The 17,348-nt window shown below is 66.7% G+C and carries 15 protein-coding genes; 6 read left to right on the forward strand and 9 right to left on the reverse strand.

The features are described from left to right. The first annotated feature begins 35 nt into the window (after positions 1-35). Entirely contained in the window at positions 36-2,000 is a 1,965-nt protein-coding gene (locus JQC81_RS06165) for a polysaccharide biosynthesis protein (RefSeq protein ID WP_203270940.1), read from the forward strand. Here JQC81_RS06165 and JQC81_RS06170 read toward each other — a convergent pair. From JQC81_RS06170 to JQC81_RS06190, 5 genes are all read right to left on the reverse strand, one after another. Beyond that, the gene (locus JQC81_RS06170) at positions 1,933-2,874 is read right to left on the reverse strand and encodes an NAD-dependent epimerase/dehydratase family protein (protein WP_203270941.1); all 942 of its coding nucleotides are present in this window, start codon (positions 2,872-2,874) and stop codon (positions 1,933-1,935) included. The genes JQC81_RS06165 and JQC81_RS06170 overlap by 68 nt on opposite strands. Beyond that, the gene (locus JQC81_RS06175) at positions 2,871-3,908 is read right to left on the reverse strand and encodes an MraY family glycosyltransferase (RefSeq protein WP_203270942.1); all 1,038 of its coding nucleotides are present in this window, start codon (positions 3,906-3,908) and stop codon (positions 2,871-2,873) included. Before JQC81_RS06175 ends, JQC81_RS06170 begins: the two co-directional genes overlap by 4 nt. Before the next feature lies 1 nt (position 3,909). Further along, complete coding sequence (locus JQC81_RS06180; RefSeq protein ID WP_203270943.1) at positions 3,910-4,917, reverse strand: NAD-dependent epimerase/dehydratase family protein; 1,008 nt, start codon at positions 4,915-4,917, stop codon at positions 3,910-3,912. A gap of 13 nt (positions 4,918-4,930) precedes the next feature. Further along, positions 4,931-5,836, reverse strand: a complete 906-nt coding sequence (locus JQC81_RS06185; protein ID WP_203270944.1) for an MBL fold metallo-hydrolase — start codon at positions 5,834-5,836, stop codon at positions 4,931-4,933. A 100-nt stretch (positions 5,837-5,936) separates the two neighbouring features. Then, positions 5,937-8,483, reverse strand: coding sequence for an ABC transporter ATP-binding protein (locus JQC81_RS06190; protein ID WP_203270945.1), 2,547 nt, complete (start codon positions 8,481-8,483; stop codon positions 5,937-5,939). A 287-nt stretch (positions 8,484-8,770) separates the two neighbouring features. Between JQC81_RS06190 and JQC81_RS06195 the strand changes: the two genes are divergently transcribed. Then, positions 8,771-9,337, forward strand: coding sequence for a tetratricopeptide repeat protein (locus JQC81_RS06195; RefSeq protein ID WP_203270946.1), 567 nt, complete (start codon positions 8,771-8,773; stop codon positions 9,335-9,337). A gap of 60 nt (positions 9,338-9,397) precedes the next feature. After that, positions 9,398-10,213: a potassium channel family protein gene (locus tag JQC81_RS06200; RefSeq protein ID WP_203270947.1), complete on the forward strand. Its 816-nt coding sequence runs from the start codon at positions 9,398-9,400 to the stop codon at positions 10,211-10,213. Here the strand turns inward: JQC81_RS06200 and JQC81_RS06205 are convergent, their stop codons facing one another. Then, positions 10,214-11,206 carry a mechanosensitive ion channel family protein gene (locus JQC81_RS06205; RefSeq protein ID WP_203270948.1) on the reverse strand — a complete coding sequence of 331 codons (993 nt, stop codon included), beginning with the start codon at positions 11,204-11,206 and terminating at the stop codon, positions 10,214-10,216. A gap of 181 nt (positions 11,207-11,387) precedes the next feature. Here JQC81_RS06205 and JQC81_RS06210 point away from each other — a divergent pair, with 181 nt between their 5' ends. Beyond that, complete coding sequence (locus tag JQC81_RS06210; RefSeq protein ID WP_203270949.1) at positions 11,388-12,290, forward strand: DMT family transporter; 903 nt, start codon at positions 11,388-11,390, stop codon at positions 12,288-12,290. A 10-nt stretch (positions 12,291-12,300) separates the two neighbouring features. Here JQC81_RS06210 and JQC81_RS06215 read toward each other — a convergent pair whose 3' ends face one another. After that, positions 12,301-12,927, reverse strand: a complete 627-nt coding sequence (locus JQC81_RS06215) for a gamma-glutamylcyclotransferase (RefSeq protein ID WP_203270950.1) — start codon at positions 12,925-12,927, stop codon at positions 12,301-12,303. A 195-nt stretch (positions 12,928-13,122) separates the two neighbouring features. Between JQC81_RS06215 and JQC81_RS06220 the strand changes: the two genes are divergently transcribed. Then, the gene (locus JQC81_RS06220; RefSeq protein ID WP_203270951.1) at positions 13,123-13,620 is read left to right on the forward strand and encodes an MmcB family DNA repair protein; all 498 of its coding nucleotides are present in this window, start codon (positions 13,123-13,125) and stop codon (positions 13,618-13,620) included. Positions 13,621-13,784: 164 nt separating this feature from the next. Here JQC81_RS06220 and JQC81_RS06225 read toward each other — a convergent pair whose 3' ends face one another. Together JQC81_RS06225 and JQC81_RS06230 are read right to left on the reverse strand one after the other, a co-directional pair. Next, positions 13,785-14,342 (reverse strand): ActR/PrrA/RegA family redox response regulator transcription factor, encoded by a 558-nt coding sequence (locus JQC81_RS06225; protein ID WP_152568916.1) that lies wholly within the window; start codon positions 14,340-14,342, stop codon positions 13,785-13,787. Between the two features lie 81 nt (positions 14,343-14,423). Continuing rightward, the gene (locus JQC81_RS06230; protein ID WP_203270952.1) at positions 14,424-15,779 is read right to left on the reverse strand and encodes an ActS/PrrB/RegB family redox-sensitive histidine kinase; all 1,356 of its coding nucleotides are present in this window, start codon (positions 15,777-15,779) and stop codon (positions 14,424-14,426) included. A 250-nt stretch (positions 15,780-16,029) separates the two neighbouring features. Between JQC81_RS06230 and JQC81_RS06235 the strand changes: the two genes are divergently transcribed. Further along, positions 16,030-17,292 (forward strand): polyhydroxyalkanoate depolymerase, encoded by a 1,263-nt coding sequence (locus JQC81_RS06235; RefSeq protein WP_203270953.1) that lies wholly within the window; start codon positions 16,030-16,032, stop codon positions 17,290-17,292. Positions 17,293-17,348 lie beyond the last annotated feature (56 nt).

Raw genomic sequence — 17,348 nt, forward strand, 5'->3', positions numbered from 1 at the left:
CCATCCGATACCCCGGGGCAGCAGGCGGCAGGGCCATGAATCGGCAGGACTTCAAGAAAACTCTCATCGTTGTGCATGATCTCGTGATGACGGGCGTGGCCGTCCTCGCGACGTTCTTCGTGCGCTTCGAGGGGACGCTGCTCAGCGAGCGGCTGGTTCACCTGCCGCTGTTCCTGCCGCCCTTCATCGCCTTCGCCGGCGTGGTGTACTGGTTCTCGCAGCTCTACCGCTCCAAGTGGCGCTTCGCCTCCCTGCCGGACCTGTTCAACATCTTCCGGGCCTCCAGCATCCTGGCCCTGACCCTGCTGGTGGTGGACTACATTCTCCTGTCGCCGCAATTCCTGGGCACCTTCTTCTTCGGCAAGATCTCGATCGCCCTGTACTGGCTGATCCAGATGTTCCTTTTGGGCGGCCCGCGTCTTGCCTTCCGCTACCTGAAATACGCCCGGTCCCGGAACAGCCTGCAGCGCGACTCCAGCACGCCGACCCTGCTGCTCGGGCGGGTCGCCGACGTGGAGGTGATCCTGCGGGCCATCGAGGCGGGCACCGTCAAGAAGATCCAGCCCAGGGGCATTCTCTCCTACCGCGGCGACGATCTCGGCCAGTCCATGCGCGGCGTTCCGGTGCTTGGCACCTTCGACGATCTCGATCAGGTGGTGCAGGACTTCCAGGAGCGGGGCGTGCCGATCCGCCGGCTGGTGGCGACCCCGAGCGCGCTGACCCCGGAGGCGAACCCGGACATGCTGCTCGCCCGCGCGCGCCGCCTCGGCCTGCCGCTGGTGCGGGTCACGAGCCTCGGCGAGGGCATGCGCAACGCCGAGCTCGCGCCGCTCGAGATCGAGGACCTGCTCCTGCGCCCCACCGTGCAGATCGACCGGCAGCGGCTTGAGACCTTCATCCGCGGCAAGCGCGTTCTGGTCACGGGCGGCGGCGGCTCCATCGGGGCCGAGATCTGCACCCGCGTGGTGGCCTTCGGGGCGAGCGATCTTCTGATCCTGGAAAGCTCCGAACCGTCCCTGCACCACATTCTCGAAAACCCCACGCTCCTGTCCAGCGACACCAACGTGGACGGGGTGATTGCTGATGTGCGCGACCGGGAGCGGGTGCGCGAGGTCATGAACGCGTTCAGGCCGGAGGTGGTGTTCCACGCGGCCGCCCTCAAGCACGTGCCCTATCTCGAGAAGAACTGGACCGAGGGCATCAAGACCAACGTGTTCGGCTCGGTGAACGTGGCCGATGCGGCGGTCGAGGCGGGCGCCGACACCATCGTGATGATCTCCACCGACAAGGCCATCGACCCAGTCTCCATGCTGGGCGCCACCAAGCGCTTCGCCGAGATGTACGGGCAGGCGCTCGATGCCGAGTTCATGGGCCGCAACGGCGCCACCCGCACCATCGCGGTGCGCTTCGGCAACGTGCTGGGCTCGGTGGGCTCCGTGGTGCCGAAGTTCAAGGCGCAGATCGCCCGTGGCGGGCCCGTCACGGTCACCCACCCGGACATGGTGCGCTACTTCATGACCACCCGTGAGGCGGCGGACCTGGTGCTCACCTCCGCGTCCCATGCGGAGGAAAGCCGCTCGCTCACGGAACGCTCCAACGGCGACGAGCGCGCCTCGGTCTATGTGCTGAAGATGGGCCAGCCGGTGCGCATCTACGAGTTGGCCGAGCGCATGATCCGGCTTGCCGGCTACGAGCCCGGCGAGGACATCGAGATCGCCGTCACCGGAGCCCGCGCCGGCGAGCGCCTGCACGAGATCCTGTTCGCCCGCGAGGAGCCGCGCACGGAGATCGGCATCGACGGCGTCATGGCGGCGAAACCCATCTTCGCCGACCGCGAGCGGGTCGAGCAATGGCTCAGGATCCTGAACCGCGCCCTCGCGGAGGGCGACCGGGCCCTGGCCGAGCGGGTGTTCGAGGAGGCGATCCCGGAATTCAAGCGCCGGACGCCGGCCCCCCAGCTTGCCGCGCCAGTTCCGCAAGCGCGTCGCGCGTCGAACTGACCGGCTGCCAGCCCAGATTTCTCAGGGCCTCCGGGCTCGCCACCAGCGAGCCCGCCAGCCGCTCGTAGGCCTCGGCTTTGCCCGTAAGAGCCGCCGCTCCTCTGAGCACGAAGGACGGAACCGGGATCAGCCCCGGACCGCGGCCCAGGCCCTCGCGCAGGGCGCTCACCATTTCGGGGATCGTCACCGGCTCGGGATCGGCCACGATGAGCGGGCGCTTCAAAGGCCCCTCGGCCTTCAGGACCGTGTCCACCGCCGCTGCCAGATTGTCGAGGGAGAGAAGCGAACGCTTGGCCGTCAGGCCGCCAAGCGGCAACGGCCAGGGGGACTGCGCGAGACCGAGCAGGGCCGCCATGTTGCCCTTCACGCCGGAGCCGTAGACGAGAACCGGGCGCAGGGCCACCCAGTCGAGGCCGAGTTCGGCCAGACCCCGCTCAGCCTCCAGCTTGGAGCGGCCATAGGCATCCGTGGGGTTGGGCTCCATCTTCTCCGTCAGGACGCCATCGGCCGAGGGGCCCGTCTGGGCGCGGATCGAGGAGAGGAACACGAACCGCTTCACGCCGGCCCGCTCGGCGGCCTGCGCGAGCTTCACGGTCGCCTGCGTGTTGATGCTGCGGTAATCGTCCTCCGGGCGGCCCGACATGGCATGCGCCAGGCCCGCCGAGTGGATCACCATGTCCACATCGCGCAGGGCCGCCGCCATGTTGTGCGGCGAGGCGATGTCGCCGATCACGGCGCTCGCGGCCCCCGCCGGCACCTCGGAGGGGCGGCGCAGCAGCACCCGGACCCGGTAGCCGCGCTTGGGCAATTCGCTGAGAAGGTGATGTCCGATGAAACCCGTTGCGCCGGTCAGGGCAATCAGGGGTGCGTTCATCGGGAAACCTCCAAGGGAATTGTCTGACGGGGTGTGGAAAAGCGCCTGAGGACCAGGCCGACGAGGACGATGCCTAAGACGAGAGCCGCAGCCTGCACGGCGCCCGAGGGCCAGACCAATGTCATAGCGGCGAGACCGGCCAGGACAAGGTTGAGCCCGAACACATGGGCGCTGACGTCGAGCGCCGAGAAGCCGTTGTCGGTGGCCTTCTGGTAGAAATGGCTGCGATGCGCCTCCCACACTTTTTCGCCCCGGCGTAAGCGGCGCAGCAGGGTGATGGTGGCGTCCATCAGGTAGTAGAGCGGCAGCAGGAGGGCGGCGGTGATGGCGCCGGTTCCAGCGAGCTCCAGCAACATCCAGCCGACGAGCAGGCCGATGGGGAGGGAACCGACGTCGCCGAGGAAGAGCCGGGCGACGGGCTTGTTGAAAGGCGCGAAGCCGAGGAGGGCGCCGCAGAGAAGAGCCGCAACAACCGCTGTATTCGTAGGATAGAATCCCAGAAATGGGATCAGAGCGATGAACGCCGTGACAGGCACCATCTCGGCGACTGTGATCCAATCAAGCCCGTCCATGAAGTTAACGAGGTTCACGAACCATACGCCACCAAGGATCAGAAGGATCCGCTCCACTCCAAGGGGGAGCCAATCCGGAAAAATGCGTGCTTCATTGACCAGAATCACAGCTGCGACGGCAGCGATCTGGAGAACAAGGCGCAATATCGCAGGCAGGGGCCTGATGTCGTCCAGCGCTCCAATGAGCGCAAGACCGGCAACGGATAGGCTCAGCACCTGCAATTGGATGGATTCGCTGATCGGGAGAAAAAACAGAATTCCTGGCAGGAGGCATGCGCCGATTACGGCGATCCCGCCGCCTTGTGGCGTAGGGATCTTATGACTCGAGCGCGCATTCGGACGCGCCAGTGCATACCGAATGAGCAGCGGCTTCAGAAGAAGGATGAGAAGAGCCGAGGCAACTGCTCCTCCCACCAGGGCGACCGACAGGCCGATGAGCAACAGGATTGAATCCTCTGCCATTTCAAGCCCCGTGATACTCGCGATACCACGCGACGAAGCGCCGGATGCCTTCCTCCAGCGACGTCGATGGCGCAAAGCCCACGTCGCGGCGCAGATCCGTCACATCCGCGCGGGTCTCCAGCACGTCGCCGGGCGGCAGGGGCACGTCGACGCGGTTGGCTTGTTTGCCCAGCGCCTGCTCGATCAGGGCGATCAGCCGGTTCACCTCTTCGGGTGAATCGTTGCCGATGTTGTAGACCCGGTGCGGCGCCGCGCTCGTGGCCGGGTCGGGGCTTTCCGCGTTCCAGGCCGGATCGCCCGAGGGCGCGCGCTCGACCAGCCGCACGATGCCCTCCACGATGTCGTCGATATAGGTGAAGTCGCGCCAGACCTGTCCGGCATTGGCCACCTGGATCTCGCGCCCTTCCGCGATGGCGTGGGTGAACTTGTACACCGCCATGTCGGGCCGGCCCCAGGGCCCGTAGACCGTGAAGAAGCGCAGGCCCGTGGAGGCTAAGCCGAACAGCGACGCGTAGGAATGCGCCATCATCTCATTGGCCTTCTTGGTGGCGGCATAGAGGCTTATGGGATGATCCGTGGTGTCGTGCTCGGAAAACGGCAGCTTGCGGTTGGCGCCGTAGACCGAGCTCGACGAGGCATAGACAAGGTGCTGAATCCCGCCGTGCCGACAGGCCTCCAGCATGCTCATGAATCCCATGAGGTTGGAGGCCGCATAGGGCTGGGGATCGACGAAGCGCACGCCCGGCTGGGCGGCGAGGTGGATGACCCGTTCGAAGCGATGATGCTGGAACAGGTCGCGCGTCGCCTGCTGGTCCGCCAGATCGAGGCGTTCGCCCAGAAAGGTGTTGTGCGGGGAAAGCCTAGCGAAGCGGGCCTCTTTCAGGCCGATGTCGTAATAGGGCGTGAAGCTGTCGACGCCCACCACCTGGTGCCCGTCGGCCAGAAGTCTCTGCACCACATGAAAGCCGATGAACCCGGCCGCGCCGGTCACGAGAATGGGAGAGGTCATGATGGGCCCGCGATCAGATCGCCGGCACCTTAGCGGTCTCTCCCCGATCCGCAACCGTCTCGTCGTCGGCGGGCTCGAAGGCGATGAACTGGCGCTCGCGGGCCATGAAGGCGGTGGGCATCACGGCCTGCATCTCGGCTTCGGCGGCTTTCAGGTAGGCGTCGTCGTGGCCGGGATAGAGGTGGAAGATGGCGAGCGCCTTCACGCCGGCGGCCTTCGAGAGCTCCACGCCCTTCTGCCAGGTGGAATGGCCCCAGCCGCGGCAATAGGAATACTCGGCATCGGAGAACATGCCGTCGAAGATCATCAGGTCGGTGTCGCGCACGAAGGCGGCGAGATCCGGGTCAGGCCAGGGATCGCTGTGCTCCACGTCGCTGATGTAGCAGACGCTGCGGCCACTGTGGCTGAGGCGGTAGCCGGTGGCGCCGCCGGGGTGGTTGAGGAGATGGGTTTCGATCCGGGTTCCGTCATCGAAGGTGATCGGCTCGCCGGCCCTGAAGCCGTGGTACTCGAAACGGGCCGGAAGCTGGCCGAGGCGCACCGGAAACAACGGCGGGGCGAAGAGGCGGCCGAGAGGCTCCATGGCGCTCTCGCCCTCCAGATGCCCGCAATAGGTGCGGATCACGCGTTCGGTGGAGAGCAGGGCCGGCTTGAAGAAGGGCAGGCCGCTGATGTGGTCGAGGTGGAGGTGGCTGAGGAGGATGTCGATCTTTTCGGGAGCGTTCGGGCCGAGATCCATCCCGAGGGATGACAGGCCGGTGCCCGCGTCGAGAATGAAGAGACGCTCGCCGCATCGGACCTCGACGCAGGGCGTGTGCGATCCGAATTCGACGAATTGAGGGCCGGATGCGCAGGTGGAGCCGCGTGTGCCCCAGAACCGGACCTGCAATGCGTCAGAGGATGCAACACGCCTTACCATGGCAGGATCATGATGTAACGAAAACCCCTCTTATGTGCGCTGGCGCACATGGCCGCGGTAAGCTGCCCACGACAAGGATGACCGGTCAAGACCAAAGATGTCACGCACTTAACGCCTCCAGACGCCGGGTGCGACGCTCCATCACGGGTTCGCCCCGCTCGAAATGGATAACAGCATCGAAGGGCGGTTGATCCATGGCGGGCGAGATCTCGGGCGTCACCAGGATCAGGCCGCGGCCCACGAGCGCCCGGCGCAGGTTCATCACAAGCCGGTCGGCGGCCGGTCCCGGCAGGCCGTCGAGGGCCCGCTGAACCACCAGGATGCTCGGCCGGCGCACGAGGCCGCGCACGAGATCGACGGCCGCCAGCTCGGTGAGGGTCAGGTCGTCCCCTTGCGGATCGATCGGCGTGTCGAGGCCGATGCGCGAGACCTCGCCGTCGAGGCCGCGCTGGGTCAGCACCCGGCGGGTCACCTCCTGCACGGCGTCGAGGGCGCCGGCCTGGTCGGCCGCGATGCGGCCGAAGAGCAGGTTGTCCTGAATGCTCGCCGCCGCGCAGAACCGCGCTTCGTCGTAGAACTCGATGGAGGATTTCAGGCTCACCGGCAGCATGCGGGCGAAATCGGCCCGGGCCACGAGGATGCGCTCCTCCAGGGTCGGTTCGAGCAACCCCAGGCGGTGCCGGCTCTCGTTGTAGCGCAGCGCCAGGCCGATCAGGCGCTCCTGATCGCGGGATGTCTTGTCGCTGCGGCGCTGCTCGTTCTTCCGGTCGACGAGATCCTGGAAATAGGGCCGGTCCGCGGACGAGAAGAAGGAGAAGCGGTCGAAGAGCGGGGACCCGTCCGGGATCTCCGCGAAGATCTCGATCATGCTGGTGGCGATGGACAGGCCCATGCGGGCGAGCGGCTTGGTGAGCTCGTTGGCCTCCAGGACGGCGCGCACGAAGGGGTGGCTCGACAGGCGATCCTCGTGGAAGGCATCGCCGATGGGTTTGCCGAAGAGCAGGTTCTCACCGATCGTGGCATAGCGGTTGTAGCGGGCCGCGTTGAAGGGATCGACGAAGCGGTCGAGGTTCTCGGCCGCGAGCGCCGCCTCGACGAAGCGGCGCGCGGCCACCACGGCCTCGGCGAATTTCGGCTCCCGGGCGGGATCGATGGTGCCGGAGAGGCCGCGGGCATGGGTCAGGCGGTCGAGCCCGGCGATGGCGATGGCCTCGGAGAGGCGGTGGTCCCGTTCGCCCGCCGGTGCGGAGCAGCCATAAAGCAGGTTGTCCTTCAGGCTGCCCTCGATCAGCACCGTCTGCCCCGTGAAGGCGATGCGCTGGCTGCGCTCCACGGGGCTGGCAGCGGAAAGATCGACGCCGCCATAGGTCAGGCGGCCCATGGAGGGCGGCAGCTGGCCGCTCATGAGCGCCGCGAGAAGCCGCGGGCCCGCATCCCCGTCGCCCACCAGGGCCACGTGGGACGGGAAGGCGAGGGTGAGATTGACGGAGGCAACGCGTGCGCCGCTGGCCGGATCGTAGGCGGAGACTCCTTGGGCCACGAGCGCACCGTTCTCTGGCAGGCTCGCCTTGCCCTTGAGGGCGGCGCGCAGCTTCAGCGGTGCCAGGCCCTTGCCGAGATCGATGAGCAATGCCCTGGCCCGCATGATCAGCCGGTGCCACTGCACCACCTCGCGGGTGCCGTAGGCGGCGAGCGCCGCCGCGAGCACACTGGCCGCGACCGTTCCGGCCGTCAGGGGGCGGGACTGCGAGAACCAGGCGCCGAGGGCCAGAACCGCCAGGGGGGCCATCATCAGCATGGCCGCCGAGGCTGCCTCCGTGATGGCCAGGCGGTACTCCTGCCGCATCACCGGACGATGGCCGCCGACCAGGGCCTGGCGCACCCGGTCGCGCTCGAAAGGCGCGGTGCCGTGGGCGCGCAGGGCCGGCAGGCGCTGCTCGAGACCCGCGAACACGCCTTCGGCCTCGTCGCCCTCCCGGCTGCGGGCGGCAGCGGCGTCGAAGCGCAGGAGCGCCCGGCGCGCGCTCACGACGGCCGCAAGGGCAAGCGCCACGGCCAGAACCGCACCCAGATGCCAGTCCATGACGAACACATAGGCGCAGGCGAGCCCGATCATGCCTCCGAGCTTCACCGGAACCAGAAGGCTCGACCCCAGCACGCCGTTTTCGCGGGCGAGCCCCCGGGAGGCGAGCGTCGCGATCATGGCGATCTCGTCGTGCGACGCTGAGGGCACTTTCAGGATGATGTCGAGGGCCGCCGACTGGGCCCTGGTCAGCATGCGCAGGCCGATGCCGACCGCCACCCATTCGAGCGCCACCAGGATCAGGCCGAGGGCCAGGGGGACGAGCAGCACGCCGGCAACGGCCGCGATGGCGAAGCTCTCGGGATCGAGGGCAAAGCCGGGGAACAGAACCACGGATTCCGGCCACAGGTCGGCCGGCGGGGTGAGGGCGATCCGCAGAAAGCTGGCTGGCGCGTTCCAGGCGTCAGGCCCGCCGGTCGCCCGATCGACGATCTGCCGGACCAGATCGAGGCCGATCAGGATCAGGAAGCCCGCCAGCATCAGGAGGCCGAAGCCCGCAACATGGCGGACGGGCGAGGTTTTCCAGGCCAGGCGCAGCGGGTCGCGCTCGATGACGGCTCCCAAGAGCAGCTCCAATGATCGTTCGGCTTCGATGACGTTAGCGGAACCTAGAGCATCGGACCGAAAAGTGGAAACCACTTTTGGAACTCACCCGATGCTTCATCATGTAAGTAGCGCATCGCGCCGACGGGAAAACCGGGGGTGCTTGTCACCGGCGCGGCCCTTCGGCTGCGCAGGCCGCATCGGAGCGCCTTTCTGCACGGGCGCCGATTTGCCCTCTCGCCGGGCCGCGCTTCGACTCTATGTCCCCTGCCTTGGCTGCCTGCCATGGAGGATCGGTAAGCCCGCCCATGACGTCCCCCCTGCCGTCCCCCTTGCCGCTCGATCCGGTTTTCCAGCTCGTTCTCGAGGTTCCGACCCACACCCCACACCCGGATCTGCCGCGCCGCCTGACCGCTCTCTTCCAGGAGCTCGCGATGGACGAGCCGCCCCGGCCCGTGGAGGAGATCGAAGACCAGATCTGGGCCTTGTGGAGCTCGCACGAGGACCGGATCGCCGAGGAGACCATGGCGGCGGCCGTGGAGGCCTTGGGGTCCGGCTCGCTCAAGAAGGCCCGGCCGCTGCTCGACCATCTGGTCGCCCTATATCCGGGCTGGCCCGAGGCCTGGAACAAGCGAGCGACGCTCGCCTCCATCGAGAAGCGCGATGCGGACAGCCTGCTCGACATCGCCCAGACCCTGCGCCTCGAACCGCGCCATTTCGGCGCCGTCGCCGGGTTCGGCAACATCTGCCTGCGCCACGGCCACCTCAACGAGGCGCGCGCCGCCTTCCAGATCGCGCTCGGGATCAATCCGCACATGGAGGACCTGCGCGACATGCTGGAGAACCTGTCGCCGCACCACCTGATGCTGCATTAGAGCCTCGGACCCGTCCGTCATTGGGCGTGGTTGTCTCCGGAAGCGTTCAGGAGACCTTCGATGGCAGACGATCCTCAACATCAAGCACCGGCACCGAGCGAGGACGAGCGCTGGAACGCCCTGGCCGAACTCGACGAATGGCTGCGGACCCCGATGCTGGTGCTCAGCTTTCTGTGGCTCCTGCTGGTGGTGGTCGAGCTGATCTGGGGGACCTCCGACGCGCTGGAGACCTTCGGCACCGCGATCTGGATCGCCTTCATCGTCGAGTTCGTCGTTCGCTTCGCGCTCGCGCCTGAAAAGACCGCCTTCCTCAGCCGGAACTGGCTCACGATCATCGCCCTGGCCGTTCCCGCCTTCCGGCTCTTTCGCGCCTTCCGCGTCCTGCGGGCGGCGCGCGCCGCCCGCAGCCTTCGGCTGGTGCGCATCGTCGGCACCGCCAACAGGGGCATGAACGCCCTGCGGGCGAGCCTGAGCCGGCGCGGGCTGGGCTACGTCACGGGCCTCACCGTGCTGGTCGCGCTCCTGGGCGCCGGCGGAATGCTTGCCTTCGAGCCGGCATCGCAGGTGGAGGGCGGGTTCGAGAGCTATCCCGATGCCCTATGGTGGACCGGGATGCTGCTCGCCACCATGGGGTCGGAGTTCTGGCCGAAGACCCCGGAGGGGCGCATCCTGTGCTTCCTGCTCGCTCTCTACGGCTTTGCCGTGTTCGGCTACATCACGGCGAGCTTCGCGTCCTTCTTCGTCGGGCGCGATGCAGCGTCGGATCAGGGCGAGGTGGCGGGCGCGAAGGAGATCGCCGCGCTGCGGGGCGAGATTGCGGCCCTGCGCCGGGACCTGCGGCCGGAACGGGAGGTCTCCGGCGCCCCGCAGCCATGATCAGGACCGGCGCCGCGAAGGCGGCCTGCCCTCCTCGGGGCGTGAGCGGTCGGACCCGCCCTCGACCACCACCTCGTTGAGGTGGCGGGGCGCGGGCGGTGCGTCTCCCGCCGGCCAGCCCTCCCGCTGGCGGCGACGGTCGCCGTCCGCCTCCTCGGTCTGGTCGTGCAGGAGAACCACGCTGGTGGAGAAGGGCAGATCGATCTCGGCCTCGGTGAGGGCCTTCTTCATCGCCCGGACCACGCGGCCCTGGGTGCGCACTACCTCGGAGCGCTTGGAATGGGTCCACCACCGGACGCGGATATTGATGGACGAGCTGGCGATCTCCCAGGCGAAGGCCTCCGGCGCCGGGTCCTCCGCCACGCCCTCGACGTTGCGGATCGCCGCGAGGATGACGTCGCAGGCGTGGTCGATGTCGTCGCTGTACCCGATGCCCACATCGTACTGGCTGCGGCGCAGCGGGAAGGCGGTGTTGACCGTCACCGCATCCGTATAGACGGCGCTGTTCGGAATGATCACCCGGCGCCCGTCATAGGTTTTGATCAGGGTCGCCCGCGCTTCGATGTGCTCAACCGTGCCCTCGTGCTTGCCGACGACGATCTGGTCGCCTTGCCGGAACGGCTGGCGCAGGAGGATGAGCAGGCCGGCGAGCCAGTTCTGCAGGATGTCCTTGAAGGCGAAGCCGATAGCAATCGACCCGATGCCGAGGGTCGAGAGAAGATTCGCCGGGCTGATCGACGGAAAAATGATGGTGGCCACCACCAGGAAGCCGAGCCCGATGACAGCCCAGCGCGCGGCACCGGCCAGCATGGTGGCGAGGTCAGGCCGGCTCCGCCGCTTGAACACCCGCAATACGGCCCGGCGCGCGATGCCGGCGGCCACCAGGAAGACCCCGGAGACGACAAGGGCGATGCCGAGGTTGGGCAGGATCCACCAAAAGCCCTCGATGTAGCCTTCAATGCGCTCCAGGGTGATTCTGGTATCGGGCTGCAAACGGACCTCCGCGGCGGTGGGCAATCGGGTCGAACGTGACAGCCGCGCAATCGGTTCCTGGCCGCGTCACCGGCCGGTCGATGCGCCGCACGGGCGGGGATCCGGTTCCATCGTCCCGGGGCATGCCAGCCCCCCGTTTCCGGCATTTGCAACCCTCCCTGTAGCCGAGCTATGCAACATCATGGCCTTGCGCGACCTCTTTCTGATGTTCCTCGTCTGCTTCCTGTGGGCGGCCCATACCATCGTCAGCAAGATCGTCGTCTCAGACATGGAAATCCCGCCCCTGTTCTATGCGGCCGTGCGCTTCGGCATCGTGGCGGTGCTCGCCCTGCCCTGGCTCCTGCCGGCCCCGCGGCCGCGATGGCGCATCCTCCTGGTCGGGTTCCTAATGGGCGGCGGCGGCTTCGCGCTGTTCTTCCTCGGCATCAAGACCGCGAGCCCGTCCAGCGCCGCGGTGGTCAGCCAGCTCGGCATCCCGATCACGGCGCTTCTCTCCCTTCTGATGTTGGGCGAGCGGATTGATGCCAAGCGGGCCCTCGGCATCGTGCTCACCTTCGCCGGCGGCGTGCTCGTGATGTGGGACCCGAACGGCGGCTTTCCGCTTTCCGCGGGCCTGCTCCTGGTTCTGGCCTCCACGGCCGTGGGGTCGCTCGCCGCCGTAATGATGAAGCAGATCGAGGGCGTGAAGCCGCTGCAGTTTCAGGCTTGGATCGGGCTGTCCTCGGTGATGCCCATGATCCTCCTGACAACGACGCTCGAGACCGGTCAGGCGGACAAGGCGCTCGCAGCCGGCTGGAGCTTCGTGGCAGCGCTCTTGTTTTCCGCCCTCATCGTGTCGCTGATCGCTCACACGATCTATTACGGCCTGATCAGGAGATATCCCGCCAACATGATCGCCCCTCTGCTGATCATGAACCCGCTGCTGACGGTGACGCTGGGCATTCTCGTGACGGGCGACCGCTTCGACGCACGCATGGCGGTTGGGACGGGGCTGGCGCTTTGCGGCGTCATGGTCATCGCGCTCCGGCGCAACCACGTCATGCCGCTGACCTCGGTGCTGAGGAGCCGCTTTCGATCATCTTAACGAGCGGCCCTCAGATGGCCGTCGAGCGTGCCGTGGGCCTCGCCTTGCTCGTGCGCATCTGCACGCCGTCCAGGTAGGGATCGACAACACCTGCGGCGCGGAAGGCCCGGATGGTTTCATCCAGATAGGCCCGGTTGGTGCCCGCCGGTCCGGCACGGGCGGCAATGATGGCGGCTGCTTGTGCCTCATCGGGTTCGGGGCGATAGAACGGTCCGTTCCGGTTCGCGTCGAAGGTCAGGATTGTGCGGCTGCCGTCCGGAAGCGAAGCCTGCCTCCAGATCGGCTCGTAGCAGGGAAAGCGCATTTCCTGCCGCCAGACGGCGCTCAGACCCTCGCGCAGATCCTTGGCGGCGATCCGATAGGCCAGCCCGTCGCAACCCTCTCCCGGCTCCAGCCCGAGCACCAGGCCGGGCGCTTGTTCCGTGCCGCGGTTGAAGGGATCGTGGAGGCAGAACGAGCGCCGAAAACCGGGCAGGGTCGCCTTGGCACGATCCTGATAGGCGAAAGGAGGATCAGCCGCGAGAACCCCGTAGACGAACAGCCAGACGTCGCCCTCACGGTCGGGCCGCAAGTTCAAAGCCGCATCGATGGAAGCTTGCAGAGCCGCTTCATCGCGGGCCTGACCTGAGGATGTCATGAGGAACCTGGAAAAACACCTGTGGGGGATTGCGCATCGGATCGGCCAACGCGTGGCGGCTTCAGCCGAGGGTCTGGAAACGCAACCTTGTCTCCACCGTTCCAGTGCCCCGTTCACGTTTGCGAGGGCAGGGAGCAGCGGCAAACGCGACAACGGAGCCGTTGCGGGACGCCAACGAGCGGCTACCCTGGATCCATGTCCGATTCGCCTGCAGCCCTTTCCCGCCCCATCATCCTGCCCGTCGACGGGCGCCAGTCGCCGGTGGCGGCCGGCGTTCAGCGCGGCGTGCGTCGCCTGTTCTCGCAGCTTGGTCACGTGACCCTGCCTGAGTTCACCCTTGCCAACGGCCGGCGCGCCGATCTCATCGCGCTCGCGCCCGACGGGGCGCTCACCATCGTCGAGATCAAGTCGAGCGTGGCGGATTTCCGGGCCGACCGGAAATGGCCCGACTACGAGGATTTCTGCGACCGGTTCTATTTTGCCGTGCCGGAAACCGTGCCGTTCGATATCCTGCCGGAAGATCGCGGCCTGATCATCGCCGACAGCTTCGGCGCGGCGATCCTGCGCGAGGCGTCCCATCACCCGCTGGCGGGCGCGCGCCGCAAGGCCGTGACCCTGCGCTTCGCGCATGCGGCCGCATCCCTGCTGCATGCGCTGGCCGATCCTGACAGGGTCGCGGACGGACGATTGTAACGCGACCTTGTCATTCCGGGGCGAGCGAAGCGAGAGCCCGGAATCCATGAACGCTAACGGAGCAGCGTAAGGTAGAGCGGCACCCGATGCGCTTGGTCGATAGAGGTCGTGTTTATGGATTCCGGGCTCCGCCTTTGGCGGCCCCGGAATGACAGGCAGGGGAGTTACCGAGGCGCGCGTTTGGCGAGGATGCGCTGCAGGGTCCGGCGGTGCATGTTGAGGCGCCGCGCCGTCTCCGACACGTTGCGGCCGCAGAGCTCGTAGACCCGCTGGATATGCTCCCAGCGCACCCGGTCGGCCGACATGGGGTTTTCCGGCGGAAGCGCCCGTTCGCCCGGCTGGGCCATGAGGGCGGCATGAATCTCGTCCGCATCGGCAGGCTTCGCGAGATAGTCGAAAGCCCCCATCTTCACGGCCGTCACGGCCGTGGCGATGTTGCCGTAGCCGGTGAGGACGACGCCGCGGGCATCCGGGCGGCGGTGCTTCAGGCGCTCGATCACGTCGAGACCATTGCCGTCGCCGAGGCGCATGTCGATCACCGCAAAGGCCGGCGGTTCGTTTTCAACGGCCGCAATGCCGTCCGCCACGCTCTCGGCCACGCGAACTTGGTAGCCGCGGCCTTCCATGGCGCGGGCCAGACGGGTCGAGAACGGCCGGTCGTCGTCGACGATCAAGAGACTCTTGTCGGCGCGATCTTCGAATGCGGCAGGCGCATCGGCCATCAGACTATCTCCTTGCATCCTAAGGACATTCCTTCATGAGGCGAGCCCGATCAGCTCCTTTCTCATATGGGAATTCATCCCCTAATCTTTGAGAGGCTCCAGCGAACCTCCCTGCGGCGAAATTGCCGCACTTCGTTCAAACGCCTGACGCGGCCAAACGATCCGCGCGATGGCGCCCGAGGCCGGCGGGGCGGCATTCGTCAGGGTCAGTTCGGCCCCCGATCGCTCGACCAGGGTCTTGGCGATGAACAGGCCCAAGCCAAGCCCTCCGCCCTCCTCGCTGTCCTCCGTCCGCTCGGCGGCGCTGCGCGTGGTGACATAGGGCTCGCCGACCCTGAGCAGGATATCGGGCGCGTAACCGGGGCCGTCATCCCGGATCTCGATGAAAACCTCGTGAGGAGACCAGCAGGCCTCGATCGTCACTTGGCTCTCGGCAAAGTCCGTGGCGTTGTCGAGGATGTTGGACAGTCCGTAGACCACCCCCGGATTGCGGCGGCACAGGGGTTCGGGTCCGTCGCCCTTCGTGATCACCTTCACGTCGAAGCCGACCGCCCGCTGCGGCTCAACAATGTCCTCCACCAGATGGCTCAGCGATACCGTCTCCAGGAACTCTCCCCCGTCGTCCTCGTCCATGGAGGTGAGCTTCGTCAGGATGGTGCGGCAGCGCTCCACCTGCTCCTGCAGGAGGCGCAGGTCCTCGCCCACGGGGCCGTCCTTAGGCATGGCATGGCTCAGCTCCTTGGTGACCAGCGCGATGGTGGCCAGCGGCGTTCCGAGCTCATGGGCCGCCGCCGCCGCCAAGCCGTCGAGCTGGGACAGGTGCTGCTCGCGGGCGAGCACCAGCTCGGTGGCGGCAAGCGCCTGGGCGAGCTGGCGGGCTTCTTCAGCCACGCGCCAGGCATAGATGCCGGTAAAGGCCGTGCCGAGCAGGATCGCGGTCCAGATCCCGCTCACATAAAGGAACGGCAGGGAGAAGGCCTGCCCCGGAAACCAGGGCAAGGGCCGGTGGGCGAGCACGAGAAAGGTCGCGCAGCCCACGGCCAGCAGCCCGAGCCCCAGGGTCCGCTCCGGCGTGAGCGCCGTGGCCGAGATGAGCACGGGCGCCAGAAACAGCATGGCGAAGGGGTTTTCCAGCCCGCCGGTCAGATAGAGGAGGCCGGCGAGCTGCAGGATGTCGAAGGCGAGCAGCGCCGTGGCCACGTTGTCGCTGAGCCGGTGGCTGGCCGGATACTGGATGCGCAGCAGCAGGTTGACCCAGACCGAGGCGACGATCACCAGAAGGCACAGGGCGAAGGGCAGGGGGAATCCGAGGCCGAAGCGGACCCCGATGACGGCTGCGGCCTGACCGGCGATGGCCAGCCAGCGCAGGCGGACGAGAGTGTCCAGGCGCAGGTGCCGGGCGTGGTGCGTCAGGGTCTTCGGCTCGATTCGGGACATCATCGAACAGAATAGGGCCGGCCCCCTGTTCGCCAAGCAGGAGGTCTCAGCCTATTTTCCTACCCACGACTTGGGCTCCGACCGGCAAGCCTCAGGCAATGCATCGAAACCAAAGTATGGTGCCCGTTTTCGCAGTGGACAGACAAGGTTGTTGCAATAGGCTGAAGGAACTTTAATCTTAATATTACGGTTGAGGATAAAGCCTACTGCATTGTGCAAGAACCAGGCGCCCGGCCTTTGGGGACACTCTATGAACTTTTCTTATGTTTGGTACGATACCGCGCATTGGCTCTTAAGCCCCGCCCGCGCGGCCTCCGATTTGACGAAGCATTTTTTCGATAATCCCGGCAATCCGCTCACCAACACCCCTTACGGCCGCACCGTTTCCGCCGCCTGCGAGTTGTTCGAACGCACCACCCGCCGCTACGGCAAGCCCGCCTTCGACCTGCCTACCACCGTGATCGACGGTGCCGAGGTGGCGGTCATGGAGCGGATCGTGTGGGAGCGCCCGTTCTGCCGAATCATCTCCTTCGAGCGGGATCATCCCGTGGCCAAAAGCCAGCCGAAGCTGCTGATCGTGGCGCCCATGTCAGGCCACTACGCCACGCTCCTGCGCGGCACGGTGGAGACCTTCCTGCCCACCCATCAGGTGATGATCACCGACTGGACCGATGCCCGTATGGTGCCCCTGGCCGAGGGACGCTTCGATCTCGACGACTACATCGACTACGTCAAAGACCTGTGCCGCGCGTTCGGCCCCGACCTGCACCTGATGGCCGTGTGCCAGCCGGCAGTTCCGGTCATCGCGGCCGTCGCCCGCCTCGAGGCCGAGAACGACCCGTGCATTCCGCGCTCCATGACCCTCATGGGCGGCCCCATCGACACCCGCCGCTCCCCCACGGCCGTGAACCGGCTGGCCGAGGAGCGCGGCATTGAGTGGTTCGAGCGCCACTGCATCACCAAGGTGCCGCCGTCCCATCCGGGCTTCTGGCGCGATGTCTATCCGGGCTTCCAGCAGCTCTCCGGCTTCATGGCCATGAACATCGACCGGCACCTGACCGCCCATTACGACATGTTCAACCACCTGGTGGAGGGCGACGGCGATTCAGCCGAGAAGCACCGGGAGTTCTACGACGAGTATCTCGCCGTCATGGACCTGACCGCCGAGTTCTACCTCCAGACGGTCGAGAAGGTGTTCGTGAACCACGAACTGCCCAAGGGCGAGATGATGCACCGGGACCAGCCGGTGGACCTCATGGCCATCCGGCGCTGCGCCATCATGGCGGTCGAAGGCGAGCGGGACGACATTTCGGGCGTGGGCCAGACCCTCGCTGCCCTCGAGCTGACCCCCAACCTGTCCTCCGACAAGAAGCTCTATCATCTGCAGGCCAAGGTCGGTCACTATGGCGTCTTCAACGGTTCTCGGTTCCGGTCTCAGATCGCTCCTCGAATCGCTGAATTCATTGAGACTCACGATCGAGAACCAGCCCGGAAGAAGGCGTCAAGAGCCTGAGCCTGTTCCTGATACGTTCTTAGGAGCGGCAAACGGCTGCGCTGACAGAATCAGCG

Origin of the sequence: Microvirga arabica (assembly GCF_016811235.1) — a bacterium.
Classification (GTDB): domain Bacteria; phylum Pseudomonadota; class Alphaproteobacteria; order Rhizobiales; family Beijerinckiaceae; genus Microvirga; species Microvirga arabica.